Here is a 25,839-nt window from a genome sequence, read left to right as displayed (position 1 = left end):
TGGTTTCGGGCCCGGCCCGCCGCGTTGCAGCGTAGGATCCGCGCGTACCGGGCGGCAATGCGTGAAGAATGCGCGGATCAGGCGTCTGCGGCCCAGCCCGGCGACCGCTTTTCCAGAAAAGCCCCCAGGCCCTCCTGGCCCTCGGCCGACACCCGCAGGCGTGCGATCAGGTCCGCGTTGGCCGCATCCAGTGCGTCGCGGTCAGGGCTGGCCACCACCTGGCTTACCAGACGCTTGGCGCTGGCCGCGGCGATGGGGCCGGCTTTCTGCAGCAGGCTGACCTGTCCGGCCACAGCCTCATCCAGCTGCCCGGCGGTGACCACCTGGTGCAGCAAGCCCATCTGCAGGGCCGCGACGGCATCGAACTGCTCGGCGTTGGCGAACCATCGACGCGACTGGCGCGGGCCGATGGCGGCCACGACATACGGTGATATGACCGCCGGCAGCAGGCCCAACCGGCTTTCGGTCAGGCCGAAGCGTGCCGTGTCGACGCCGATGGCGATGTCGCAGCAGGCCACCAGGCCGACCCCGCCCCCGAAGGCGGCGCCCTGCACGCGGGCGATGGTCGGCTTGGGCAGTTCATCCAGGGTGCGCATCAGGGCCGCCAGTGCCAGTGCATCGATGCGGTTGTCCGCCTCGCTGGCCGCAGCCATCCCGCGCATCCAATGCAGGTCGGCACCGGCGGAGAAAGAGCGGCCTTCGCCGGCCAGCACGACAACGCGCACGTCGGGGTCATTGCCGGCCTGGCGCAGGGCGGCGGTCAGGTCGGCAATCAGGCCGGCATCGAAGGCGTTGTGCAGGTCCGGCCGGTTCAGGCGCAGGGTAAGGGTGGCGCCGGAGCGCTCGATCAGCAGGGAATCGGTCATTTTCAGCCGTGGGTACATACCTGTATGGATCATAGCGGGCCGAAGGTCATGGGCCATGACGCGGCGCGGCGATGGTAGAATTGAGAACCATTCTTATCACTGAGAAGTGCGCGAGTGACGCTGTCAGATCTGCCCTTGCAAACCAATGCCGTGGTTGAAACTGTCCATGACACGCATGCCAATGACACCATTGCCCGTCGCCTGAGGGAGCTGGGCTTCGTCAAGGGCGAGTCCGTGCGCCTGGTCGCGCGCGGCCCTATTGGCGGTGAGCCGTTGCTGGTGCAGGTCGGGTTTACCCGTTTCGCCCTGCGCCGCAGTGAGGCAGCACGCGTGCAGCTGAGCGCCCAGCCGGGAGCGTTGGCATGAGCCCTGCTGCGGACCTGCCGCTGCGGATTGCCCTGGTCGGTAACCCGAACAGCGGCAAGACGGCGCTGTTCAACCAGCTGACGGGCAGTCGGCAGAAGGTGGCCAACTACACCGGCGTGACCGTGGAACGGAAAGAAGGCCGCATGCGTGCGCCGTCCGGTCGCGAGTTCGCCATCCTTGATCTGCCGGGTGCCTACAGCCTGCAGCCGGCCAGCCTGGACGAGGCGATCACCCGCGATCTGTGCCGAGGCTTTTACCCCGGTGAGGCCGCGCCGGACGTGCTGCTGTGCGTGATCGATGCCACCAACCTGCGGCTGCACCTGCGCTTCGCGCTGGAACTGCGCGAGCTGGGCAAGCCGATGGTGGTCGCGCTGAACATGGTGGATGCCGCGCAGCGTCGTGGCATCCAGATCGACGTGGCGGCACTGGAACGCGCGCTGGGCGTACCCGTGGTGGAAACGGTCGCCGTGCGCAAGCACGGTGCGCAGGCCCTGGTGGAGCGGCTGGACGCGATGGTGCCGCACCTCGGGGCACCGGTCGTTGCGGTGGACGGGCAGGGCGCGGATTACCACGCGCAGGTGCGCGCCATCCTCGACGCCTCGGTCAGCATGCCCACCCGCACCGCGAAGATCGACGACACGCTGGACCGCTGGCTGCTGCATCCGGTGTTCGGCCTGGTGACCCTGGTCGTGGTGATGTTCCTGATTTTCCAGGCGGTGTTTGCCTGGGCCACGCCGATGATGGACGGCATCGAAGCGTTGTTCGGTTGGCTGGGTGAGCAGGCCGGTGCGGTGCTGCCGGAAGGCCCGCTGGCCAGCCTGATCACCGACGGCATCATTGCCGGCCTGGGCGGTGTGGTGGTGTTCCTGCCGCAGATCCTGATCCTGTTCGCCTTCATCCTGGCGCTGGAAGAATCCGGCTACCTGCCGCGCGCGGCGTTCCTGCTGGATCGCATGATGGCGTCGGCCGGCCTGTCCGGACGGTCGTTCATCCCGCTGCTGTCGAGCTTTGCCTGCGCGGTGCCCGGGATCATGGCCACGCGCAGCATCCAGGACCCGCGCGACCGCCTGGCGACCATTCTGGTCGCGCCGCTGATGACCTGTTCAGCGCGCCTGCCGGTGTATGCCTTGCTGATCGGCGCGTTCATCCCGGATGAAAAGGTTGGCATCTTCAACCAGCAGGGTCTGGTCCTGTTCGGCCTGTACATCGCCGGCATCCTCAGCGCGCTGCTGATGTCGTGGGTGATGAAGAAGTGGCGCCGCGACAAAAGCGAGCATCCGCTGATGCTGGAGCTGCCTTCCTACCGGATCCCGCATCCGCGTGATCTGGCGGTGGGCCTGTACGAGCGCGGCATGATCTTCCTGAAGCGCGTGGGCGGCATCATCCTGTCGCTGACGATCCTGCTGTGGTTCCTGTTGTCGTTCCCCGGTGCGCCGGCGAACGCGACCATGCCGGCCATCGATTACAGCTACGCCGGCCAGCTGGGCCACGCGATGACGGCGATCTTCGCTCCGCTGGGTTTCAACTGGCAGATCTGCATCGCGTTGATCCCGGGCATGGGCGCACGCGAAGTGGCGGTGTCTTCGCTGGCGACCATCTATGCATTGTCCGCGGCGGATGACGATGCAGCCATCTCGGCACTGACGCCGATCGTCAGCGATGGCTGGTCGTTGGCGACGGGTCTGTCGTTGCTGGTGTGGTTCATCTACGCGCCGATGTGCATTTCCACGCTGGCCACCATCAAGCGCGAGACCAACTCGTGGAAGCAGGTGAGCTTCGCGACGGTGTATCTGTTCGCGGCGGCGTACATCGCCGCGCTCATCACCTACCAGGTGACCGTGGCGCTGGGGGGCGGCTGATGGAGGCCGGCCTGCTGCTGCAGTATCTGATCATTGCCATGGCCGTGCTGGTCAGTGCGTGGGTGGTGCTGAAGAAGCAGTTCCCGGGCGTCGTGCGCAAGGCACGCGGCGCGATTGCCGTGCGCCTGTTGCGGCCCGGAACGGAGGGCTGGCGTCAGTCGCTGGGGCGGCGCATCGCCCCGCCGGCCACTGGCAGCGCGGGCGCCTGCGGCGGGTGTGACAGCTGCGGGCCAAGCCCGCCGAAGGCGCACTGAGCGGGTTTCAGGGCGGAGCCGCATGGGCGCGCCACGCCGGCGCGACGCCGATCACGGCAGGAGCAGGCACGGGCATTGGCTGGAGTAGTGCCATCGGTTCAAGCGGTATGTTGCCTTGACGGATCTCCAGATGCAGGTGCGGTCCGGTTGCCGAGCCTGTGCTGCCGACCGAGCCGAGCAGCTGTCCTGCGCGCACGCTGCTGCCGACATGCAGCGCGGCATCGATGCGATCCAGGTGGGCATACCAACTGCTGTAGCCGTCGGCATGATCGACGACCACATGACGACCATACCCCTTGGCAAGCTCACGCACCGCGGCGACCGTCCCTTCAGCGATGGCATGCACAGGCGTACCTCGAGCAGCCGCCATGTCGGCGCCGGAATGGGCATGGGCCCGCCCACGTATCGGGTGGCGACGAGGTCCGAACGCGCTGCTGAGGCGAAACTCCGCCAGCGGCATGTGGAAGCCGGGCGCCTTGGGCGCGGTATCGGCCATCGGCGCCAGCGCGATGGGCTCGGGCACCACGACGAGCGTTGGCGTGGCCGCACTGACCGGAGCCGGTGCCTGCAGCAGAGCAAGCGCGGTGGTCATCAGAAAGCGTATAACCGGCAGCGGTATGGCGGGCATCGGTAGGTCCAAGGCAGCGTTGATGGACCGCACACTAGGGCTTCCGGGAGGACAGCCCCACGCAGACGGGGCCTTTTTCGTACAGATACCAGACCTTTTCGTACAAGTACGAGGGCGTGCACTGATTTGGTGGCTAGGCGTGGTGATCCTGCCAGGCGCGCAACAACCCAGCATCATGCTCGACGCCCAACTTCTGCATGGCGCTCCGCTTCTGCGTACTTACGGTCTGCTTGCTCCGATGCACCTGTTTGGCGATGGCGGTCATTGACATGCCGGAGGCAAACAGCCGGACGACCTCCCGTTCGCGCGGCGTCAGCAACGTGTCCTGCCCCGGGCCGGAGCGCAGGATCGCGCTGATCGCCGGTGAAAAATACTCGCCCCCCACCATCGCGGACTGCAGCGCCGCGCCGATATGCCCGCCGGCGTCCGATTTGCTGACCATATGTCGGATGCCCAATTGGCGCGCCTGGGTCAAGATGGTCGGGGACTCCTGCATGGTATGCAGTATCACCACCAGCGACGGCCAACGTCGGCGCAGGAAGCCCAGCAGAGTCAGGCCGTCGCCGTGCTGGCTGCCTGGCATGGCGTAGTCTGTGACTACCGCATCGCAGTGCTGCCGCTGCAGCAAGCGGATGAGGGCGTCACCATCGTCTGCGATGCCGGCGATTTCAACGCGTGCAACTCCGCGCAGCAGGGCCTCAAGCCCGGCGAGGATGGTGGGATGATCGTCTGCCAGCATGACGCGCACGGTAGTGATTACTCAGGTCGTCCTTCACGGCAGTGTCCCCCGCCGACGTGAACGGAGTGTCGTGTGCGCGGCTACCAGACAGTCAGTTCCGCACCAACCCGCCATCCACCACCAGGTTCTGGCCGGTAACGGCGCGCGACCACGGTGACGCGAAGAACAGCACCGCATCGGCGAACTCTGCCGGGGTGGTGACGCGGCGCAGCGGGGTGGCACTGGCGATGTAATCGAACACGGCCTCCGGCGTGGCCGCGCTGGCATCGGTCATGCGCAGCAGTCCGCCGGACAGCATGTTCACCGTGATGCCGTCCGGCCCCAGGTCACCGGCCAGGGTGCGCGTGAGTGCCAGCAATGCCGCCTTGGCGGCGGTGTAATCGTGATAGGGCACGACCGGAAGCTGGAAGAGGTTGGTCCCGATGTTGATGATGCGTCCGAACTGCTGGCTGCGCATGCCCGGGATGGCGGCCTGCACCGTGTTCAGCGCGCCGCGGACACTGCCGTCGAACTGCGTCTGGAAGCTGCTCCAGCTGATGGTGTCGGCCTTCTCGCGTGCTTCGCCGTTGAAGGAGAAGTTCGCCAGCGCATTGTTGACGACAGTGGTCACCGGGCGGCCGAAATGTGCCTGTGCCAGTGTCATCAGGGTGTCCACCTGGTGTCGGTCGGTGACATCGGCCTGTACGGCCAGTCCCTGGTCACCGAGCTCCTGCGCCAGCGCGCGGGCGGCGTCGCTGCTGCGGTGGTAGTTGATGATCACCTGCGCACCCTGCGCGGCGAAGGCGCGGGCGATGTGCTGGCCCAGGCCACGTGCCGCGCCGGTGACCAGCACCAGCTGTTCTTCAATCTTCATGGTAGGGCGCAGGATCGTGAGGCGGGCGCGCAGACTAGCAAGCTGCTGCGTGAGGGCGCGTGCAGTGACCGGATAGGGTTCCCAGCCCCCCTGTGCAAACAGGTGGCCAACCGCTAGCCTCTGTGCATGAACCCGACTCCGCTACGTTTGCTTATCCACGGCGCCTCCGGCCGCATGGGCCAGGCCCTGTTGCGTCTCGCCGCCGAGAACTCCCAGCACGTGCAGGTGGTGGCTGCCTTCACCGGGCGCTCGCCGGCCCAGCGTGTCATCGAGGGCGTCCCGCACTTCGCCGCCAGCGAACTGGCGGGCGCACCGCCGTTCGACGTGGCCATCGATTTCAGCCTGCCGGCCGGGTTCGATGCGATCCTGGCACTGTGCGTACAGCGCGGTGCTGGATTGGTGTCGGGTACTACCGGGATCAGCGACGTCCAACAGGACACGTTGGCAAAGGCTGGGCAGGCCATTCCGCTGGTGTGGGCCTCCAATTTCAGCCTCGGCGTGGCGGTGCTGGATGAGCTGGTCGAGCGCGCGGCGCAGGCGGTGGCTGGCTGGGACTGCGATATCGTCGAATCCCACCATACCCGCAAGCTGGATGCCCCCTCGGGCACCGCGCTGACACTGGGCGCCGCAGCGGAGCGGGGTGGGGCACACCCCCATTACGCCAGCCTGCGTGCCGGCGACATCATCGGCGAGCATCTGGTGCAGTTCACCGGCCTGGGCGAGCGCATCGAACTGGTGCATCGCGCGAGCAACCGGGACATCTTCGCCCGCGGCGCGTTGTTCGCCGCCGGGCAGTTGGCCGGCAAGGCCCCGGGCAGCTATCGCGTGCGGGATCTGCTGAACGGCTGAACGGGCGGGCGGGGAACCGGGCCGGACGGCCCGCTGCGCTCGCCGAGCATGGCTCGGCGCTACCGGTGGGCCTGCGATGCCGGTGGGCCCGCGCGACCGGCCCGCTGCGCTCGCCGACCATGGGTCGGCGCTACCGGCGCGCCTTTCCGCAACGCAGCGCTGGCGCGCGCGCCCACATGCGTCTACAATTCGCACTCGCCGAAACACGATAGCCGGACCGGTCCAGAACCGTACGTCCGCGCTTTTTTGCAACCGGTTTTTACCGTGAGCGCAGGCGTGACCTTCGGTACCCCATCGGTAGCCAAAGTGAGATTTCCGTGACCCAAGCCGCAATCCTCGTCCTCGAAGACGGCACCGTATTCGAGGGCGAATCCGTAGGCGCGCCCGGCCTGTCCGTTGGCGAAGTGGTGTTCAACACCGCCATGACCGGTTATCAGGAAGTCCTGACCGACCCGTCCTACGCCCGGCAGATGGTCACGCTGACCTACCCGCACATCGGCAACACCGGCATGACCGATCAGGACAATGAAGCGTCCAAGGTGTGGTCCGCCGGCCTGATCGTGCGCGATGTGCCGCGCCGGCCCAGCAGCTGGCGCAGCCAGGTTTCGCTGCAGGACTGGCTGCTGCAGCGCGGCGTGGTGGCCATCTCCGGCATCGACACCCGCAAGCTGACCCGCATCCTGCGCGAGAAGGGTGCGCAGAACGGCGCGCTGATGGCCGGTGAAGGCCTCAGCGTGGAAAAGGCACTGGAGGCGGCGCGCAGCTTCCCTGGTTTGAAGGGCATGGACCTGGCCAAGGTCGTGTCGACCGAAACGACCTATACGTGGACCGAAGGCCAGCTGGACCTGGACGCCAACACGTTCGTCAGCGTGCCGTCGCGGTACAAGGTCGTGGCCTACGACTACGGCGTGAAGACCAATATCCTGCGCATGCTGGCCGAGCGCGGCTGCGAGGTCACCGTGGTGCCTGCACAGACGCCGGCGGCCGATGTGCTGGCGATGAAGCCCGACGGCGTGTTCCTGTCCAACGGCCCGGGTGATCCCGAACCGTGCGACTACGCGATTGCGGCGATCAAGACCGTACTGGACGCCAAGGTGCCGACCTTCGGCATCTGCCTGGGCCACCAGCTGCTCGCGCTGGCCTCTGGTGCCAGCACGATGAAGATGGGCCTTGGCCACCACGGTGCCAACCACCCGGTGCAGGATCTGGACACGGGCCGGGTGATGATCACCTCGCAGAACCACGGTTTCGCGGTGGATGAGGCGACCCTGCCGGCCACGTTGCGGGTCACCCACCGGTCGCTGTTCGACGGTACCAACCAGGGCATCGCGCGCACCGACGTGCCGGCGTTCTCGTTCCAGGGCCATCCCGAAGCGTCGCCCGGCCCGACCGATGTCGGCCCGCTGTTCGATCGTTTCGTGACCCTGATGGCGGGAGCCCGCGCCTGATGCGCGTTCCCGCACTGCTGGCCGGGCTGTTGCTGGCCGGCGCCGCCAGCGCACAGCCGGCCACCCCGGCCGAGGTGGCGGTCATCATGCATCAGCTCGGCATGGAAGGCTTGGGGCGTAACAGCGCGGACGTGCTGTTCAGCGTGTCGCCCACGTTGCAGGCGCTCGACGACAGCGGACGCGACTGCGCCGCCACTCAGATCGGCAAGCTGTTGGACGCGCATTTCCAGCAGCAGATCGCCGGCAACCTGGGTGACGACGGCGCGGCACTGGTCGTTGAGTTCACGCAGTTCCTGGCCACGCCTGCCGGCAAGGACATGGGTCGCACCTTCCAGGCCAGCGCCGCGGCGCAGCAGGGTGCGAACGCCGAAGCACCGCAGGTAAGCGAAGCGAACAAGGTGGAAATCGCCCGGTTCATGGGCACGCCTGCATTTCAACGTTTCATCGAAGGAATCAGTGCCGACGGCGGGATGCCGGAGAACATCGGCGAAGCGATGTCCGGCGCGCTGAAGCGCGAATGCCGCATCGATTTCGACCCGGAACAGATGTCCTGATCGTCAGCGTGCGATCACTCCCCCTTGTCACGCTGTACCGACCTAGAGAAGAAAATGGCAAAGCGCACTGACCTGAAAACCATCCTCATCATCGGTGCTGGCCCGATCGTCATCGGCCAGGCCTGTGAGTTCGACTACTCTGGCGCGCAGGCCTGCAAGGCGCTGCGCGACGAGGGCTACCGCGTGGTGCTGGTCAACAGCAACCCGGCCACGATCATGACCGACCCGGATATGGCGGATGCCGTCTACATCGAGCCGATCAACTGGCAGACGGTCGAGAAGATCATCGCCAAGGAGAAGCCCGACGCCCTGCTGCCGACCATGGGCGGCCAGACCGCGCTGAACTGCGCGCTGGACCTGGCGGACAATGGCGTGCTGGAGAAGTACAACGTCGAGCTGATCGGTGCCAAGCGCGAAGCGATCCGCATGGCCGAAGACCGCGAGCTGTTCCGCGTGGCGATGGGCGAAATCGGCCTGGAATGCCCGTCGGCGGCCGTCGCGCACACGCTGGAAGAAGCGCTGGATATCCAGACGCGCGTGGGTTATCCGACCATCATCCGTCCCAGCTTCACCCTGGGCGGCAGCGGCGGCGGCATCGCGTACAACCGCGAAGAGCTGATCGACATCGTCACCCGGGGCCTGGAACTGTCGCCGACCACCGAAGTGCTGGTGGAAGAGTCGGTGCTCGGCTGGAAGGAGTTCGAGATGGAAGTGGTCCGCGATACCGCGGACAACTGCATCATCGTCTGCTCCATCGAGAACCTGGACCCGATGGGCGTGCACACCGGTGACTCGATCACCGTGGCCCCGGCGCAGACCCTGACCGACAAGGAATACCAGCGCCTGCGCGATGCCTCCATCGCTGTGCTGCGCAAGATCGGCGTGGACACCGGCGGCTCCAACGTGCAGTTCGGCATCAACCCGGAAACCGGCCGCGTGGTGGTGATCGAGATGAACCCGCGCGTATCGCGGTCGTCGGCACTGGCGTCCAAGGCCACCGGCTTCCCGATCGCCAAGGTCGCCGCCAAGCTGGCCGTCGGCTACACGCTGGACGAACTGAAGAACGAAATCACCGGCGGCCTGACCCCGGCTTCGTTCGAGCCGTCCATCGATTACGTGGTGACCAAGATTCCGCGCTTCGCCTTCGAGAAGTTCCCGGCCGCCGATGCCCGCTTGACCACCCAGATGAAGTCGGTGGGCGAGGTGATGGCGATGGGTCGCACCTTCCAGGAATCGATGCAGAAAGCGCTGCGTGGCCTGGAAACAGGCAAGGTGGGCTTCGACCCGACCGAGCTGGACCTGAGCAACGAAGACGATCTGCAGACCATGCGCCGCGAGCTCAAGGCGCCGGGCCCGGAGCGCCTGTTCTACGTGGCCGATGCGTTCCGCGCCGGCCTGAGCGTTGAAGACATCCATGCGCTGTCCTTCATCGATCCGTGGTTCCTGGACCAGATCGAAGAGATCATCACCGCTGAGGGCGAAGTCGCCGCCAGCGGCATCGACGGGCTGGATGCTGCGCGCCTGCGCAAGCTCAAGCGTGCCGGCTTCTCCGATGCGCGCCTGGCCCAGCTGACCGGCACCAATGAAGCCGCCGTGCGCGCCCTGCGCCGCGCGCACCAGGTGCGCCCCGTGTACAAGCGGGTTGACTCCTGCGCGGGCGAGTTCGCCACCGGCACGGCGTATCTGTATTCGACCTACGAGGACGAATGCGAAGCCGCACCGACCAACCGCGACAAGATCATGATCCTGGGCGGTGGTCCGAACCGCATCGGCCAGGGCATCGAGTTCGACTACTGCTGCGTGCACGCCGCACTGGCGCTGCGCGAAGATGGCTATGAAACCATCATGGTCAACTGCAACCCGGAAACGGTTTCGACCGACTACGACACCTCCGACCGCCTGTACTTCGAGCCGCTGACGCTGGAAGACGTGCTGGAGATCGTCGAGCTGGAGCAGCCGAAGGGCGTGATCGTGCAGTACGGTGGGCAGACGCCGCTGAAGCTGGCGCGTGCGCTGGAAGCCAACGGCGTGCCGGTGATCGGCACCTCGCCGGACTCCATCGACCTGGCCGAAGACCGCGAGCGTTTCCAGCAGCTGGTCGACAAGCTGGGCCTGAAGCAGCCGCCGAACCGCATCGCCCGCAACGACCAGGAAGCGCTGCTGCTGGCGCGCGAGATCGGTTACCCGCTGGTGGTGCGCCCGAGTTACGTGCTGGGCGGCCGCGCGATGGAAATCGTCTACGGCGAGTCCGATCTGGCCCGCTACGTGCGCGACGCCGTCAAGGTGTCCAACGATTCGCCGGTGCTGCTGGACCGCTTCCTCGACAATGCCGTGGAAGTGGACGTGGACATCATCGCCGACAACCAGGGCAACGTGCTCATCGGTGGCCTGATGGAGCACATCGAAGAAGCCGGCGTGCATTCGGGCGATTCGTCCTGCTCGCTGCCGCCGTATTCGCTGTCCGCTGAAACCCAGGCCGAGCTGCGTCGCCAGGTCGTCGAGCTGGCCAAGGCGCTGAACGTGGTCGGGCTGATGAACACCCAGTTCGCCATCCAGGCCGGTGAGAACGGCGAAGACATCGTCTACCTGCTGGAAGTGAATCCGCGCGCTTCGCGCACCGTGCCGTTCGTGTCCAAGGCGACCGGCATGGCGCTGGCCAAGATCGCCGCCCGCTGCATGGCCGGCAAGACGCTGGCAGAGCAGGGTGCGACCAAGGAAATCGTGCCGGATTACTACTCGGTGAAAGAGGCGATCTTCCCGTTCGCCAAGTTCCAGGGCGTCGATCCGATCCTTGGGCCGGAGATGCGTTCGACCGGCGAAGTGATGGGTGTGGGCCGCAGCTTCAGTGCCGCGTTCGCGCGTGCCCAGGAAGCCGGTGGCATCAAGGCGCCGCCGGTGGGCAAGGCCTTCGTGTCGGTGCGTGACCCGGACAAGCAGCGCGTGCTGCCGGTCGCCGAGGCGCTGCTGTCCAAGGGCTACACCCTGGTCGCCACCCGCGGCACCGCTGCATGGCTGCAGCAGCACGGCATGGAATGCGAGATCGTCAACAAAGTCGTGGAGGGTCGTCCGCACATCGTGGACCGGATCAAGAACGGCGAGATCGTCTACATCGTCAACACCACCGAAGGCCGCGCGGCGATCAATGACTCGTTCTCGATCCGTCGTGAAGCGCTGCAGCATCGCGTGACCTATTCGACCACCATCGCCGGTGCCAAGGCACTGGTGCATTCGCTGGAATTCCGCGGTACCGGCCCGGTCTGGTCGCTGCAGGAACTGCACAAGGAACTGAACGCATGAGAGCTCCCATCACGATGAAGGGCGCGCAGCGTCTGCGCGACGAGCTGGACCACCTGAAGTCGGTCAAGCGCCCGAAGGTCATCGCGGCGATCGCCGAAGCACGTGAACACGGCGACTTGAAGGAGAACGCCGAGTACCACGCCGCGCGCGAGGAGCAGGGCTTCATCGAAGGCCGCATCAAGCAGCTTGAAGGTGAGCTTTCCCATGCCGAGATCATCGACGTGTCCAAGCTCAACGCGGGCTCGAAGGTGGTGTTCGGCGCGTCAGTGACGCTGGCCGACGTGGAAACCGACGAAGAGAAGAAGTACCAGATCGTCGGTGACCTCGAAGCGGACATCAAGCTGGGCCTGATCGCCATCTCCTCGCCCGTGGCGCGGGCGATGATCGGCAAGCTGGAGGGCGACAGCATCACCATCGATGCGCCTGCTGGCCAGCGCGAGTACGAAATCGTCAGCGTCAGCTACGAAGGCTGATCGGTGGCCAACGCAACGCTGCTGCTGCCAGCGCGGAGCCGGTTTCCCGCGGCAGCGTTGCCGGATGAGGTCGCACGTGCGCTGGGCCGTGCCCAACACCACGTTCGCGATCCAGGTGAGGCGGCGCAACTGCAGCGCCACTTCACCGTAGCGCCGGCGGGCGAGATGCCCGCCGCCGCCCTGACGCGGCAACTCGATGCCGGGGATGCGCAGGGACACCTCTGGCTGCGCGCCGATCCGGCCCATGTGGTGCCGGACATGCACGGCGCCCGCATGATGGGCCATGGCGACACGCTGCGGCCCGGCCACGATGATGTGGTGGCACTGCTGCCTGCCCTGCAGCCACTGTTCGCCGATCATGGCCTGGTACTGGACGCACCCGTTGCATCGCGGTGGTATCTGCAGGTGCCCGCCGACCTGCCGCTGCCGCGCTTCGCCAGTCCGGAGGACGTGCTGGGGGATGATCTGTTCTCGCATCTGCCATCTGGCAGGGAGGGACGCCGTTGGCGTGCCCTGCTGACGGAAACGCAGGTCGTGCTGCACACCCATCCGTGGAACGCCGAGCGCATCGCTGCCGGCAGTTCTCCGATCAATTCGCTGTGGTTCTGGGGAGCGGGCGCCCTCCCGGCCACGGTGACTACGCCGCATGCCCAAGTGCGCAGCCGCGATGCCCTGCTGCGCGCGCTGGCGCAGGCCGCGGGCGTGCAGATCGATGGCGAACAGACCGTGGATGCGTTGGTGGACCTGCGCCAGCTGCGCTCGCTGGAGCAGTTGGGTCGCGATGCGATCACCCCGTTGCTGGCTGCCCTGCAGCGCGGTGAACTGCGCCAACTGGTACTGGATTTCGAAGATGGCACGCAGTTTGTCTTCATGCGTTCGCAGCGCTGGAGCTTCTGGAAGAAACCGCGCCAGCTGCACGACGAACGTCCGCCGGCTGGATGAAGAACGGACGACGGGATGACTTTCGTCTGCTTAATGAAAAGCGGTTGACGGGACAGCTTCCGTCGGCTTCATGAAAAATGGCCGACAAGGTAGAGCCGACTTCAGTCGGCTGAGTGACAGTAGCCGAGAGGGTAGAGCCGACTTCAGTCGGCTGAGGACAGCAGCCGAGAGGGTAGAGCCGACTTCAGTCGGCTGAGGACAGCAGCCGAGAGGGTAGAGCCGACTTCAGTCGGCTGAGAACAGCAGCCGACTAAAGTCGGCTCTACCGGGGCAACCCGCGTGGCCCGTTCGTTCGGCGGGCGCTGCCAGCGCGGTATCATGCGCTGTCTTCCTGCAACCGGCGTCGCCGATGTCCCCTGCCGCCGAACCTGCACTGCTTATCCGTCGCCGTGAGCACACCGAGGTGGGGTCGTGGCCTGACGGCACGCTCCCTTTGTTGGCACGGCTGTATTCCAGCCGCGGCGCGACGACACCGGAGCTGGCGTTGCCCAAGCTGGGCAGCCTGCATGCGCCCGAACTGCTGGGCGGCATCGACGGCGCAGTCGCGTTGCTGACGTCGGCCATCGCGCAGGACAAGCGCATCGTGGTGGTCGGCGATTTCGACTGCGACGGGGCCACCGCGTGTGCGGTCGGCGTGCGCGGCCTGCGCATGCTCGGCGCGCGACACGTGGCCCATGCGGTGCCCAATCGCATGGTGCACGGCTATGGCCTGTCGCCCGCGCTGGTGGAAGAACTCGCCGCACTGCAGCCGGACCTGCTGGTGACCGTCGATCATGGCATCGCCTGCCATGCCGGCGTTGCGGCGGCCAAGGCGAAGGGCTGGCAGGTACTGGTCACCGATCACCATCTGCCAGGGCCGCAGTTGCCGCCTGCCGATGTGATCGTGGACCCCAACCTGCAGGACGATGCCTTCCCCAGCAAGTCGCTTGCGGGCGTGGGCGTGATTTTCTACGTGCTGCTGGCGCTGCGCCGGCACCTGCGCGAAATGAAGGTGTTCGCCGATGGCAAGGGGCCGGATCTTGCCGTCCTGCTGGACCTGGTCGCGGTGGGTACCGTCGCCGATCTGGTCGCGCTGGACGCCAACAACCGTGCGCTGGTCAGCGCCGGCCTGCGCCGGCTGCGTGCGGGTCAGGGCTGCGTCGGCCTGAAAGCCCTGATTGAAGCCAGCGGTCGCGATGCCGCACGGCTCACCGCGACGGACATCGGCTTTGCCTTGGGGCCACGGCTCAACGCCGCCGGTCGCCTGGAGGACATGGCGCTCGGCATCGCGTTGCTGCTGACGGAAGAGCCGCGACAAGCGCGCGAGATCGCGCAGACACTGGAACAGATCAACACCGAACGACGTGCCGTGCAGCAGACCATGACCGACGATGCCGAAAAAGCCGTCGCCAAGGTCGTGCTGGATGATGATGGCCAGCGGCCGATCGCGGCGGTGCTGTTCGATGCGGAGTGGCACCCGGGCGTGGTGGGATTGGTGGCGTCGAAGATGAAGGACCGTCTGCATCGGCCGGTCGTGGCGTTCGCACCGGCAGAGCCCGGGAGCGATGCGATGCGCGGTTCGGCCCGTTCGATCCCCGGCCTGCATATCCGCGACGCGCTGGCCCTGGTGGATGCATGGCACCCCGGGCTGATCGAGCGCTTCGGTGGCCATGCCATGGCCGCAGGCATGAGCATGCCACATGCGCATCTGGCTGCGTTTCATGCCGCGTTCTCCGCCGCCGTACAACAGATGCTGGACCCGGTGATGCTGCAACAGCAGCTGCTCAGTGACGGCGAGCTCGGCAGTGACGAACTGGATCACCAGCACGCTGATGCGCTGCGCCTTGCCGGCCCATGGGGGCAGGGCTTCCCCGAGCCGCTGTTCGATGGGCACTTCGAGGTGACGAACTGGCGCGTGCTGAAGGAGCGTCACCTGAAGCTGGAACTGCGTCGACCGGGCGTGAGCGGTGTGGTGAACGCAATCCAGTTCGGCGGCTGGACCGGCAATGCGCCCGCGCGCAACGTACACCTGGCCTATCGGCTGGCCTGCGACGACTATCGCGGCGGCACCGCGATCCAGTTGATCGTCGAGCATTGCAGCGCGGCCTGATGGAGTCCGCCGAGCCGGGCTCGGCGCTACAGACACTGCATCAGGCCGCGCGATACCCTCCGCGTACTCTTATTCCTTGACGTGGGTCACCAGCGTCGGCAGATCCCACGCACCGCCGGCGGCCACCAACCGGCACATGCCGCTGGTGGACACCGCGGTGGCAACGAACCGGCGTCCATCCCAGCCCCAGCCGTTCATCGACCAGCAATCGCCCAGTCCGCGCCCTTTGTGTGCGCCGCTGATGCTGCGCCCGTCGTCGTCGTTGCCCAGATTCGTCACCAGCGTGGGCACATACGGGGCGCGGTCGTTGACCATCCAATAGCCGCTGCCCTCGTTGTAGGCGCCGCGCCAGCACACCGTCGACACCAGCAGCTTGTCCGCGCTCAGTCGCCGTACGTTCAACGGCGGCGCCGGATCGTCCAGCACGACGGTCTGGTCCGGTTGGATCCCATCGCAGTCCTCGGCCGGCGTGGCCGCCACCAATGCGGCACGCAGCGCAGCTGAGCTGCCCAGCGCGGCATCGGAGGGGCGCGGGGCAGGCAACGTGCCCAGCACCACCACCGGCACCGGCAGCGCGGGCAGCACCGACGATTCGGCCCGCTTGCCCTTGCGCATGAGCGCGCCCGGCGTGCCCAGGCGACCTTGGAACTCATCCATCTTCAGCAGCACTGCAGACGCGCCGCGCCCGGACAGCGTCCACTGCGTGCCCTCGTTGCCGGTGAACACGATCTGGCCCTGGCCGCTGAGCGCGGTGAGCAGCGCAGCCACCTGCTTGGGTGAAAACCGTGCCGTGCCTTCCTGGCCGGCATAGTCCACGCGGCCTTGGTCGACCCCGTCGATCTGCAGGCTGAGGCGCGCGGGCAACGTGATCTCTTCGTACTGGCCCAGCATCAGTTCGGCGGTCACCGGTTGGTCCGGTCCACCCAGGCGGGTCAACAGCACCGATACCGGCAGGCTGTCTGGCAGCTCTTCATTCTGGTAGCCCGCCGCGCGGCAGGTGCGGGTGTTGTCGCAGGCCAGGGTCCAATCGTTATGGGTGAAGTCCACGCCAGGCACGATGGCAGGTGCGGCGATTGCGGTGAACGGCGCGAGCAGCAACGACGGCAGCAGGCAGAGTAGGCGCATGGGAAGGAGGTTCCGGAGGGCGATCAGGGAGCGACATGGTCGCTCATGCGGATGTGCAGGCCCATCATGCATCCACTCAACCCCGTTCCTCGCAACCAGCCGTTCAATGGAGCATCCACTACGCAGGAGCGCCCCATGGAATCTCTTCATCGCCGCATCGGTCTGCTCTGCTGTCTGGTCGCGGGTCTGCACGGCGGAACGGTCGCCGCACGCTCGCCCTTGCCGCCCGTGGCCGCCGTAACCGCGCCGGTGCTGCAGGTAAAGGGCGCTGAGGTGCCGGTACAGCTGCGTCGGGTCAGCCTGGACAGCCAGGTCGCCGGCGGACTTGCCGAAACCCGTATCGAGATGGAGTTCTTCAACCCCAACGCGCGCGTACTGGAAGGGCAGCTGGCGTTTCCGCTCGCGGACGGTCAGCAGGTGGCCGGCTTTGCGTTGGACATCGATGGGACGTTACGCGACGCGGTGCCGGTGGCGAAGGCCAAAGGTCGGCAGGTGTTCGAGGCCATCGAACGACGCCGGGTGGATCCGGGGCTGCTGGAGCAGACCGCCGGCAATCAATTCCGCCTGCGCATCTATCCCATTCCCGCACGCGGCAGCCGACGCGTTGCGCTGGTGGTGCGGCAGACGTTGCCGGCCGATGCGCAGGGCCTGCGCTGGAGCCTGCCGCTACAGTTCGCCCGGAATGCGCAGCAGGTGGACGTGCGCCTGCAGGCAAGTGGTGGCGGCACACCGCGTCCGGTGTCCGCAGCGGACTGGGCTTTTGTCCTGCGCGATGGCCGGTATCACGCCCGTTGGCAGGGCGCGGGGGCCGCGTTGCCGCCGCTGGCCCAATGGACCGTGTCGCAGGTGCGCCAGGCCGATGTAGTGACGGGAACGCATGAGGGCCAGCGTTATCTGCTGGCGCAGGTGCCCGTCGCCAGCCAGGTCCGCGCGCGCACGATGCCGTCACGCGTCGGCCTGTTGTGGGATGCATCGGGGTCTGCGGTGCGGCGCAACCGCGAGGCGGAGCTGGCCGTCCTGGATGCGTACTTCCGCGCCATCGGCACGGGGCGGGTGCAGCTGACCGTGCTGCGCGACGAGGCCGAGCCCGTGCGTGACTTCGCCATCCGCGGCGGCGACTGGTCGGCACTGCGCGCGTACCTGCAGGCGTTGCCGCTGGACGGTGCCAGCGCACTGGGGGCGTGGACGCCGCGCGCGGACATCGAGGAGTACGTGCTGGTGAGCGATGGCCTGGCCAACTACGGTGCACGTGCGCTGCCGGCACTACGGGCCGGCCAGCGGTTGTACGCGATCAGTGGCGCAGGCGAGAACACCGACGTGCCGCGCCTGCGCGCATGGACGTCGGCGCACGCCGGGCGCGTGCTGGTACTGACCCGTGCCGCCGACGCCGCAACCGTGGCACCGCAGTTGCTGCGGCAGGCGGTGCAGGTGATGTCGCTTGAAGGACAGGGCGTGGATCAACTGGTCGCCGAGGTGAGCGATGCCGGGCAGGGATGGGTGCGCGTCCACGGTGCCGTGCGCGATGACAATGGGACCGTGGTCCTGCGCCTGCGTGGAGCGGACGGTGGCATCGTGACCGAGCGCATTGCGGTCAGCGCCGCCCGCGACGTGGCCGGAGGTCTTGTTGCCCATGCGTGGGCCAGGGCGATGCTGGCCGACTGGGCGGGCGATCCGTCGCGTCATGATGCGCGCATCCGTTCGCTGTCGCAGCAGTTCGGTCTGGTCGGCGCAGATACGTCCTTGATCGTGCTGGAAACACTGGACGACTACCTGGCCAACGGCATTCGCCCGCCGGCACCGCTGCGTGCCGACTATGACCGCCTGCACGCACTGGGTGTGGACGACGCCGAGCACGCGCGCAGCGCCAGGCTGGAGCAGATCGCGGGGCAGCTGGCCGCACGCCGCCGGTGGTGGGAGACGCGGTGGCCGAAGCAGGCACCCCCGCGTGCCGAGCAGCAGAAAAGCCGACCGGTGGCACTGCGGGAAAGCGCGCCCATGGCGGCGCTGCAGGCGTTCGCCGAACCGCGTGCTGCCGATGAAATGGGGGCCCCGGTGCCCCCGCCGGCGCCGATGGCGCTGGCAGCCCCGGCCCCGGCCGGGACGCCAGCGACGGACGTGGCCGGGGAGCGCGTGAGCCATAGCGGCGCCATCGCCATTTCGCTTGCGCCCTGGGCACCGGATTCCGACTACGCCCGGCGCCTGCGTTCCGCCAGTGCGGGAGAGCTCTACCGCACCTATCTGCAGGAACGTGCCGCGCATGCCGACAGCAGTGCGTTCTACCTGGACGTGGCTGATCTGCTGCTGGCCAAGGGCCAGCGTGCATTGGCCCTGCGGGTGCTGTCCAACCTGGCGGAGATGCAGCTGGAGAACCGCCATGTGCTGCGCGTGCTGGGCTATCGCCTGATGCAGGCGGGGGCCGCAGCGCAGGCGGTGCCGGTGTTCCGTGACGTGCTGGCAATGGGCGAGGAGGAGCCGCAGAGTTTCCGCGACCTGGGGCTGGCGTTGGAAGCCGATGGCCAGTACCCGGCCGCATTGAGTGCGCTGTACGAAGTGGTACTGCGGCCGTGGGATGCACGCTTCAACGGCATTTCGCTGATCGCGCTGGATGAAGCCACGACCCTGGCGGCCCGCGAACACCTGGATGCCGGTCTGATCGATCCCCGGCTGCGCGTCCCCATGCCACTGGACCTGCGCGTGGTGCTGGGCTGGGACAGCGACAACAGTGACATGGACCTGTGGGTGACCGATCCGAATGGCGAGCGCGCGTACTACGGCAATCGACTGACCTACCAGGGCGGGGCGATGTCGGAGGATTTCACCGGTGGGTATGGGCCCGAGCAGTTTTCACTGCGCGAGGCCAAACCCGGCGTCTACAAGGTGGAAGCCAATTTCTTCGGCAGCCGCGAGCAGCTGGTGACCGGTGCGACCACGCTCACCCTGCGCCTGAGCACGCACTGGGGGACTGCCCGGCAGCAGGACCAGCAGGTCACCCTGCGGCTGAAGGATCAGGCGGACACGGTGCTGGTGGGCGAGTTCGAGGTGCGTTGACGGAAGACGGACTGGCTGGATTCCGAGCGGGATGCCGGCGCGGCAGGCCGAACAGCGGCCGCAGCAGGGGCACGCGGCGGATCAGCAGCTCGTGCAGCAGCAGGCTGCCGGCGAACGTGCCGACCAGCACCAGCATGGGTTCCAGCCAAGGCCCCAGGGCCAGTGGACGCAGCCAGTACAACAGCACGATCAGCACGGTCTGGTGCAGGATATAGAGGCAGAACACCGCCTCTCGCGCATAGGGCAGCCATCGGAACGGCCGGTCCAGCCATGCCCGTGCCCAGCCGAACAGGGCCAGCAGAGCGGTCCACGTGTACAGCGCGCGTGCGATGCGCTCGGTCTGCGCCCACGGCAGTGCGAGCATCCACGCCTCGCTTCCGTCCAGGCCCGGCATCCGGCCCAGCGCGCGGATGCCCAACTCGAGGCACAGGCCCACCACGGCCAGCCACAGCGTGGGCCAGCGCCAGCGCAGCAGCAGGTCCCAGCCGCGCTGCCAACGGGCACCGATGAAACCCAGCGCGAACAACGGCAATGACTCGGCATGGACGAACAGATCGCCGATCAGGGCATGGGTGGGCGGATGGTCGGGCAGCACCACCAGAATGTTCCAAGCCAGCCAGGACACCGGCAGCAGCAGGCCGGCCGTGGCGATCACCCGGTTCGACAGCGACCCGCTGGGCAACAGCGCGCGCAAGGGCCGCAGCAGCGACGCCAGCCCGATCATCAGCAGCGAATACGGAACCAGATAGGCCAGATACCAGAGATGGTTCCAGGTGAAGCCGAAGGCCGCGCCGGTGAAGTGGGCGCCGGGCCACGGGCGGAATTGCCAGTAGCGGAGCAGGAAGGCGCCCAGTCCGGGGGCGACGTCGCCGGTATCCACCGCTTCGCAATAGGCCTGCAGGCTGACCACCGCGACGATGCCGAACACCAGCGGCAGCAGCAACCGCCCACTGCGCCGCAGCGCAAAGCGCATGCGTCCCGCCGCAGGAACAGCCAGTCCCAGTGCGATGCCGGAGATGGCGAACAGCAAGGGCATGCGCCAGCGGTTGAGCGCGATCATCGGCCACTGCAGCCATTCCGCCGTGTACGCGCTCTTCAGATGAAAGCCCCAGTCGTCCACGTAGGCCATGCCGACGTGGTACGGGATGAGCAGCATGAGGGCGAGGACGCGCAGGGCGTCGAGATCATGTCGGCGGTGCATGGTGACGGGCAGCCCGGGAAGGAAGTCCGAAGCGTGCCGTCGTCGGGTGGGGGCGATGCAGGGCAGGGGCCGTGTGGGCGACCGGCAGGGACCGATGGCGGGCGGCGAGGGACCAACGGGGCGGCTGAAACCGCCGTCGCACGCCATAATGCGCGGGATGGACAGCCCCCACTCAACGCCGCAGGCCGCGGCAACGACGCCACACGTTCTCCGGTCACCACGGCGCACGGCGCGCGCGGTGGCCCTGTTCTGGCTGGCCGTATTCATGGGCACGGCAGCGGCCAATGTGCTGGTCGGCTGGATGCGTGCTGCCCGCGACCACGAGGCCTTCGACTGGTTTTCCACCAGCGTGGATGAAGCCAGCAGTGGGGTGGTGTCTCTGCTGTTGCTGGCCGTGCTGATCCGGCTGGCGTGGCGCTGGCCATTGCATGCCGATACGTGGCGGCGGCGGTTGCCGGTGTATGTGCTGGGCGGGGTGGCGTGGTGGCTGCTGCATGTCACCGGCATGGTGGCCCTGCGCCAGGCAGCGCACGCGGCGGTGGGCAGCACCTATCAGTACGGACCCTGGCCTACCCAGTGGCTGTACGAACTGTTCAAGGATGTGCAGACCTACGCGATCCTTGTCTGTGCGGTGCATGCGGTGGCGTGGTTCGGGCGGCGGCGGCAGGGCGAGGCGGCCCTGTTGGCGGCACCGGACGATGCGCCGCCGGTGGAGCCGGTGGATCGCCCGGCGCATTTCCTGGTGCGCACGCTGGGCAAGGAGTTCCTCGTCGCAACGGCTGATATCGAGTACGCGCAGGCGGCCAGCAACTACGTCAACCTGCGGGTGCGCGGACACGACTACCCGCTGCGGACCACCATGGCCGCGCTGGAGCAGCGGCTGGATCCGCAGCTGTTCCTGCGCAGCCACCGCAGCTGGCTGGTCAACCGTGCCTGCCTGCGCTCGATCGAACCCACCGAAGGGGGCGAAGCCCTGCTGCACATGGCCGATGGCGGTCGGGTGCCGTGCAGCCGGCGGCAGCTGCCGGTGCTGCGCCAGGCGCTGGGCGCGTGATCGACCACGACGCCGGGCAGGTGCCGGGTCGGCCGACCGGGTGGCCGCATTTTGCTATCATTGCAGGTCATCTTTCGAACAGAAACCGCCGACATGCTCGAGCTGAATCCTGTCCGCCAGCGCATCACCGATCTGACCGATCGCGTGCTGTCGCTCAGGGGGTATCTTTGACTACGACGTCAAGAAAGAGCGCCTGGAAGAAGTAACCCGGGAACTCGAAAACCCCGATATCTGGAACAAGCCGGAGTACGCCCAGAACCTGGGGCGTGAGCGCTCGCTGCTGGAAAAGACCGTGGGCGGCATCGCCAGCATCCTGGATGGCCTGGCCGAATCGACCGACCTGCTGGAGCTGGCAGAGAGCGAGCAGGACGAGGAAACCGCCGACGCGGTGGTTGCCGACCTGGACAAGTACCAGAAGCACGTGGAACAGCTGGAATTCCAGCGCATGTTCTCCGGTGAAATGGACAACTGCAACGCCTTCGTCGACATCCAGGCCGGTGCCGGTGGCACCGAAGCCCAGGACTGGGCCGAGATGATGTTGCGCATGTACCTGCGCTGGTGCGAAGCGCGTGGCTGGAAAACCGAGCTGATGGAGGTCTCCGGTGGCGACGTGGCCGGCATCAAATCGGCGACGTTCCGCGTGGAGGGCGATTTCGCCTACGGCTGGCTGAAGACCGAGATCGGCGTGCACCGCCTGGTGCGCAAGTCGCCGTTCGATTCGGACAATCGCCGCCACACCAGCTTCACCTCGGTGTTCGTGTCGCCGGAAGTGGACGACAACATCGAGATCGACATCAATCCGGCTGATCTGCGTACTGACGTATATCGCTCCTCCGGCGCCGGTGGCCAGCACGTCAACAAGACCGAATCGGCGGTGCGCATCACCCACATCCCGACCAATACGGTCGTGGCCTGCCAGACCGGCCGCAGCCAGCACCAGAACCGCGACACCGCGATGAAGATGCTGGCCGCCAAGCTGTACGAGCTGGAGGTGCAGAAGCGCAACACCGAGCGCGATGCGCTGGAAGCGACCAAGTCCGACATCGGCTGGGGCAGCCAGATCCGCAACTACGTGCTCGACCAGAGCCGTATCAAGGATCTGCGCACCGGCATCGAGCGTACGGACACGCAGAAGGTGCTCGATGGCGACCTCGACGAGTTCATCGAGGCCAGCCTGAAATCCGGCCTGGAAGCGGGCGCCAAACGCAGCGACGCCTGAGCCTGCGGGTCACCGGTGCGGTGACCCGTCCGGTGGCTGCAGGCTCAGCCACCCCCGGTCCGTCGTATCCTCGGCGGGCCGGAATCCCTGATTCCCCTCCCCAATGACACGACCCCCACGCCCATGAACGAGCAGACCGCCGCGCCGCAGCCCCCCGTCGACGAAAACAGCCTTATCGCTGAGCGTCGCGCCAAACTGAACGCGCTGCGCGCCCAGGGCATCGCCTACCCGAATGATTTCCGCCGCGAGGATTTCGCCGGCACGCTGCAGGCCGACTTCATCGATGCCGACCAGTGGACGGCCGAGGCGCTGGAAGCCGGCGAGCGGCGGGTGCGGATGGCGGGCCGGTTGATGGCCAAGCGGGTGATGGGCAAGGCCAGTTTCGCGCAGATCCAGGACGAATCCGGCCGCATCCAGGTGTTCCTGCAGGGCAACGTGCTGGGCGACGCCTACACCGCCTTCAAGGGCTGGGACGTCGGCGACATCATCGCCGTGGAAGGCGGTCTGACCCGCACGCGTACCGGCGAACTATCGGTGAAGGCCGACGCGATCCGCCTGCTGACCAAGTCGCTGCGTCCGCTGCCGGACAAGTGGCACGGCCTGGCCGACGTGGAGCAGCGCTATCGCCAGCGCTATGTCGACCTGATCGTTACTCCGGAATCGCGCGAGGTCTTCATCAAGCGCTCGAAGATCATCCGCGCCATGCGCGCGTGGCTGGACAACCGCGACTTCCTGGAAGTCGAAACGCCGATGATGCATTACATCCCCGGCGGCGCCACGGCCAAGCCGTTCACCACCCACCACAACGCGCTGGACCTGGACCTGTACCTGCGCGTGGCACCGGAGCTGTACCTCAAGCGCCTGGTCGTGGGTGGCCTGGAGCGCGTGTACGAGATCAACCGCAACTTCCGCAACGAGGGCGTCAGCACCCGCCACAACCCCGAGTTCACGATGATGGAGCTGTACGAGGCGTATGCCACGTACAACGAAGTGATGGACCTCACCGAGGGCGTGATCCGTGACGTGGCGCAGAAGGTGCTGGGCACCACCGAAGTGGAGTGGGACGGGGCGCGCATCGACCTGGCACCGGCGTTCCGTCGCTGGCGGATGGACGAGGCCGTGCGCCACCACAACCCGGACATCAGCCTGGCCGACTGCACCGACCGCGACGCACTGGCGGCGCATTGCGAACGCCTGAAGATACGCATCAAGCCGTCCTACGGCTGGGGCAAGCTACTGCTGGAGATCTTCGAGGCCACCGTCGAACACACGCTGATCCAGCCGACCTTCATCACCGATCACCCGGTGGAAGTGTCCCCGCTGGCCCGCGCGAACGACGATGCACCGGGCTACACCGACCGCTTCGAGCTGTTCATCAACGGCAAGGAGCTGGCCAACGGCTTCTCCGAGCTCAATGACCCGGAAGACCAGGCGGCCCGGTTCCAGGCGCAGGTCGAGGCCAAGGACGGTGGCGACGACGAGGCGATGCACTACGACGCTGACTACATCCGCGCGCTGGAATACGGCATGGCCCCGACCGGCGGCCTGGGCATCGGCATCGACCGCCTGGTCATGCTGCTGACCGGCAGCAGTTCGATCCGTGATGTGCTGCTGTTCCCGTACATGCGTCCGGAAGCCTGAGTCCGGGGGGGGCAGGTGTGGGCCGAGGCCTGCACCTACCTAAGCTGCGATGTCTGGAGTATCGTGTCGGCGAGGCCTGTGATGGCCGATATGGCCTGCAATTCCTGGGGGGAGGCGGCAGGCCGCGTCCAGAATGCCGCCACAATGTGACGGCGATCAAGATCCGGGGAGCGCATGGCGGATATCGGACTGATGCAGGGTGCGGGCACGCAGGATGGCAGGTTATCCTCGCCAACCCTGATTCCAGGGTGGTCGAACAAGCAGGCAGAAGCAGCATTGAATATTGTGATCGTTGACGATCAGACGTCTGCCCGGACGATGCTGCGCCATGTCATCGAAGACATCGCGCCGGAACTGGCTGTGTACGATTTCGGCGACCCGCTGTCGGCGCTGAACTGGTGCGAATCGCAGCCGGTCGACCTGCTGCTGCTGGACTACCGCATGCCGGAGATGGACGGGCTGGAATTTGCCCGCCGCTTCCGTCGCCTGCCCAAGCACCGCGACATTCCGGTGATCCTGATCACCGTGGTCGGCGATGAGCCGATCCGCCAGGCGGCGCTGGAAGCGGGCGTCATCGATTTCCTGGTCAAGCCGATCCGGCCACGCGAACTGCGCGCACGCTGTTACAACCTGCTGCAGCTGCGCAAACAATCCGAGAACGTGAAGCAGCGTGCGTTGTCGCTGGAGCAGCGCCTGCTGGCCAGCATGCACGAGGTGGAAGAGCGCGAGCGCGAGACGCTGTCACGGCTGGCGCGCGCCATCGAATTCCGCGATGCGGGCACCAGCGCGTACCTCGAGCGGATGGCCCGGGTGGCGGGATTGATCGCCGAACAGTTGGGGCTTCCCGAAGAGGAAGTGAAGCTGATCGAAATGGCGGCCCCGCTGCATGACATGGGCAAGATCGCGATTCCCGATGCGGTGCTGCTGAAGCCGGGCAAGCTCAACGACGAAGAGCTGGCGATCATGCGCCGGCATCCGCGGATCGGCCACGAGCTGCTCAGCGGCAGCCAGAACCGTTTCATCCAGGTCGGTGCCTTGATCGCCCTGCGCCACCACGAACGCTACGACGGCAGCGGCTACCCGGACGGCCTGGTCGGCGATGCGATCCCGTTGGAGGCGCGCATCGTCGCGGTTGCCGATGTGTTCGACGCGCTGATATCGCCACGACCGTACAAGGAGGCATGGACGATGGATGCCACGTTGGCCTATCTATACGCGCAGCGGGGACGCTTGTTCGACCCCCGTATCGTGGACGCGCTGCTGCAGGGGCGCGAGCAGCTGGAACAGATCTGCGCCGAACATTCCACCGCTTCGGTCCGACCCGGCTTCTGACC

At 66.8% G+C, this 25,839-nt stretch carries 21 protein-coding genes; 15 read left to right on the top strand and 6 right to left on the bottom strand.

Annotated features, from left to right (window positions below):
- Positions 1–77 precede the first annotated feature (77 nt).
- Positions 78–866, bottom strand: a complete 789-nt coding sequence (locus IFT58_RS01265) for an enoyl-CoA hydratase-related protein (RefSeq protein WP_192093707.1) — start codon at positions 864–866, stop codon at positions 78–80.
- Positions 867–980: 114 nt separating this feature from the next.
- On the opposite strand from IFT58_RS01265, the gene IFT58_RS01260 reads away from it, so the two are divergent.
- Genes IFT58_RS01260 through IFT58_RS01250 form a run of 3 tightly spaced genes read left to right on the top strand, consistent with a single transcriptional unit; the run spans position 981 to position 3,345 of the window.
- Positions 981–1,232: a FeoA family protein gene (locus tag IFT58_RS01260; RefSeq protein ID WP_188324172.1), complete on the top strand. Its 252-nt coding sequence runs from the start codon at positions 981–983 to the stop codon at positions 1,230–1,232.
- Complete coding sequence (locus IFT58_RS01255) at positions 1,229–3,091, top strand: ferrous iron transporter B (RefSeq protein ID WP_192093706.1); 1,863 nt, start codon at positions 1,229–1,231, stop codon at positions 3,089–3,091. The genes IFT58_RS01260 and IFT58_RS01255 overlap by 4 nt, the downstream gene beginning before the upstream one ends.
- Positions 3,091–3,345 (top strand): DUF6587 family protein, encoded by a 255-nt coding sequence (locus IFT58_RS01250; RefSeq protein WP_192093705.1) that lies wholly within the window; start codon positions 3,091–3,093, stop codon positions 3,343–3,345. The genes IFT58_RS01255 and IFT58_RS01250 overlap by 1 nt, the downstream gene beginning before the upstream one ends.
- 7 nt (positions 3,346–3,352) lie before the next feature.
- Here IFT58_RS01250 and IFT58_RS01245 read toward each other — a convergent pair whose 3' ends face one another.
- The 3 genes from IFT58_RS01245 to IFT58_RS01235 form a co-directional block, all read right to left on the bottom strand.
- On the bottom strand, positions 3,353–3,937 hold the full coding sequence (locus IFT58_RS01245; protein ID WP_192093704.1) for a M23 family metallopeptidase: 585 nt from the start codon (positions 3,935–3,937) through the stop codon (positions 3,353–3,355).
- A gap of 169 nt (positions 3,938–4,106) precedes the next feature.
- Entirely contained in the window at positions 4,107–4,712 is a 606-nt protein-coding gene (locus tag IFT58_RS01240; protein ID WP_192079249.1) for a response regulator, read from the bottom strand.
- Positions 4,713–4,803: 91 nt separating this feature from the next.
- Positions 4,804–5,565: a 3-oxoacyl-ACP reductase gene (locus IFT58_RS01235; protein ID WP_192079250.1), complete on the bottom strand. Its 762-nt coding sequence runs from the start codon at positions 5,563–5,565 to the stop codon at positions 4,804–4,806.
- 126 nt (positions 5,566–5,691) lie between these two features.
- On the opposite strand from IFT58_RS01235, the gene dapB reads away from it, so the two are divergent.
- The 7 genes from dapB to recJ all read left to right on the top strand — a co-directional run bounded on the left by dapB (position 5,692) and on the right by recJ (position 15,217).
- The gene (gene dapB, locus IFT58_RS01230; RefSeq protein ID WP_192079251.1) at positions 5,692–6,414 is read left to right on the top strand and encodes a 4-hydroxy-tetrahydrodipicolinate reductase; all 723 of its coding nucleotides are present in this window, start codon (positions 5,692–5,694) and stop codon (positions 6,412–6,414) included.
- A 317-nt stretch (positions 6,415–6,731) separates the two neighbouring features.
- The gene (carA, locus tag IFT58_RS01225; protein ID WP_192079254.1) at positions 6,732–7,862 is read left to right on the top strand and encodes a glutamine-hydrolyzing carbamoyl-phosphate synthase small subunit; all 1,131 of its coding nucleotides are present in this window, start codon (positions 6,732–6,734) and stop codon (positions 7,860–7,862) included.
- Entirely contained in the window at positions 7,862–8,416 is a 555-nt protein-coding gene (locus IFT58_RS01220) for a hypothetical protein (RefSeq protein WP_188324166.1), read from the top strand. The genes carA and IFT58_RS01220 overlap by 1 nt, the downstream gene beginning before the upstream one ends.
- A 54-nt stretch (positions 8,417–8,470) precedes the next feature.
- On the top strand, positions 8,471–11,713 hold the full coding sequence (gene carB / locus IFT58_RS01215) for a carbamoyl-phosphate synthase large subunit (RefSeq protein WP_192093703.1): 3,243 nt from the start codon (positions 8,471–8,473) through the stop codon (positions 11,711–11,713).
- 8 nt (positions 11,714–11,721) lie between these two features.
- The gene (gene greA, locus IFT58_RS01210; RefSeq protein WP_188327290.1) at positions 11,722–12,186 is read left to right on the top strand and encodes a transcription elongation factor GreA; all 465 of its coding nucleotides are present in this window, start codon (positions 11,722–11,724) and stop codon (positions 12,184–12,186) included.
- An 18-nt stretch (positions 12,187–12,204) separates the two neighbouring features.
- A complete protein-coding gene (locus tag IFT58_RS01205; protein ID WP_197974532.1) occupies positions 12,205–13,128 on the top strand; it encodes a phosphoglycerate mutase in 924 nt (307 codons plus the stop codon).
- A 349-nt stretch (positions 13,129–13,477) separates the two neighbouring features.
- Positions 13,478–15,217: a single-stranded-DNA-specific exonuclease RecJ gene (gene recJ, locus IFT58_RS01200; RefSeq protein ID WP_192093701.1), complete on the top strand. Its 1,740-nt coding sequence runs from the start codon at positions 13,478–13,480 to the stop codon at positions 15,215–15,217.
- Positions 15,218–15,286: 69 nt separating this feature from the next.
- Here the strand turns inward: recJ and IFT58_RS01195 are convergent, their stop codons facing one another.
- Positions 15,287–16,342 (bottom strand): DUF1176 domain-containing protein, encoded by a 1,056-nt coding sequence (locus IFT58_RS01195; protein WP_192093700.1) that lies wholly within the window; start codon positions 16,340–16,342, stop codon positions 15,287–15,289.
- Positions 16,343–16,477: 135 nt separating this feature from the next.
- Between IFT58_RS01195 and IFT58_RS01190 the strand changes: the two genes are divergently transcribed.
- Entirely contained in the window at positions 16,478–19,390 is a 2,913-nt protein-coding gene (locus tag IFT58_RS01190) for a VIT domain-containing protein (RefSeq protein ID WP_192093699.1), read from the top strand.
- Here the strand turns inward: IFT58_RS01190 and IFT58_RS01185 are convergent.
- Positions 19,329–20,591 carry an acyltransferase family protein gene (locus IFT58_RS01185; RefSeq protein WP_192093698.1) on the bottom strand — a complete coding sequence of 421 codons (1,263 nt, stop codon included), beginning with the start codon at positions 20,589–20,591 and terminating at the stop codon, positions 19,329–19,331. The two genes, IFT58_RS01190 and IFT58_RS01185, sit on opposite strands and share 62 nt — an antisense overlap.
- 157 nt (positions 20,592–20,748) lie before the next feature.
- Between IFT58_RS01185 and IFT58_RS01180 the strand changes: the two genes are divergently transcribed.
- The 4 genes from IFT58_RS01180 (at position 20,749) to IFT58_RS01165 (ending at position 25,837) form a co-directional block, all read left to right on the top strand.
- Positions 20,749–21,645 (top strand): LytTR family DNA-binding domain-containing protein, encoded by an 897-nt coding sequence (locus IFT58_RS01180; protein WP_192079274.1) that lies wholly within the window; start codon positions 20,749–20,751, stop codon positions 21,643–21,645.
- Positions 21,646–21,738: 93 nt separating this feature from the next.
- Positions 21,739–22,864, top strand: a protein-coding gene (gene prfB / locus IFT58_RS01175) for a peptide chain release factor 2 (RefSeq protein ID WP_188324158.1) whose coding sequence is annotated in 2 segments (ribosomal slippage) — positions 21,739–21,813 and positions 21,815–22,864 — 1,125 coding nt in all. Because the reading frame shifts where the segments join, the coding sequence is not laid out codon by codon here.
- 123 nt (positions 22,865–22,987) lie between these two features.
- The gene (gene lysS, locus IFT58_RS01170) at positions 22,988–24,505 is read left to right on the top strand and encodes a lysine--tRNA ligase (RefSeq protein ID WP_188324157.1); all 1,518 of its coding nucleotides are present in this window, start codon (positions 22,988–22,990) and stop codon (positions 24,503–24,505) included.
- A 192-nt stretch (positions 24,506–24,697) separates the two neighbouring features.
- On the top strand, positions 24,698–25,837 hold the full coding sequence (locus IFT58_RS01165) for a two-component system response regulator (protein ID WP_188327289.1): 1,140 nt from the start codon (positions 24,698–24,700) through the stop codon (positions 25,835–25,837).
- Positions 25,838–25,839: the final 2 nt, after the last annotated feature.

Origin of the sequence: Stenotrophomonas sp. CFBP 13718, from assembly GCF_014842145.1 — a bacterium.
Lineage (GTDB): Bacteria > Pseudomonadota > Gammaproteobacteria > Xanthomonadales > Xanthomonadaceae > Stenotrophomonas.
Note: the sequence above shows the minus strand (reverse complement) of the source record. Positions and strands in the feature narration are given on the sequence as shown.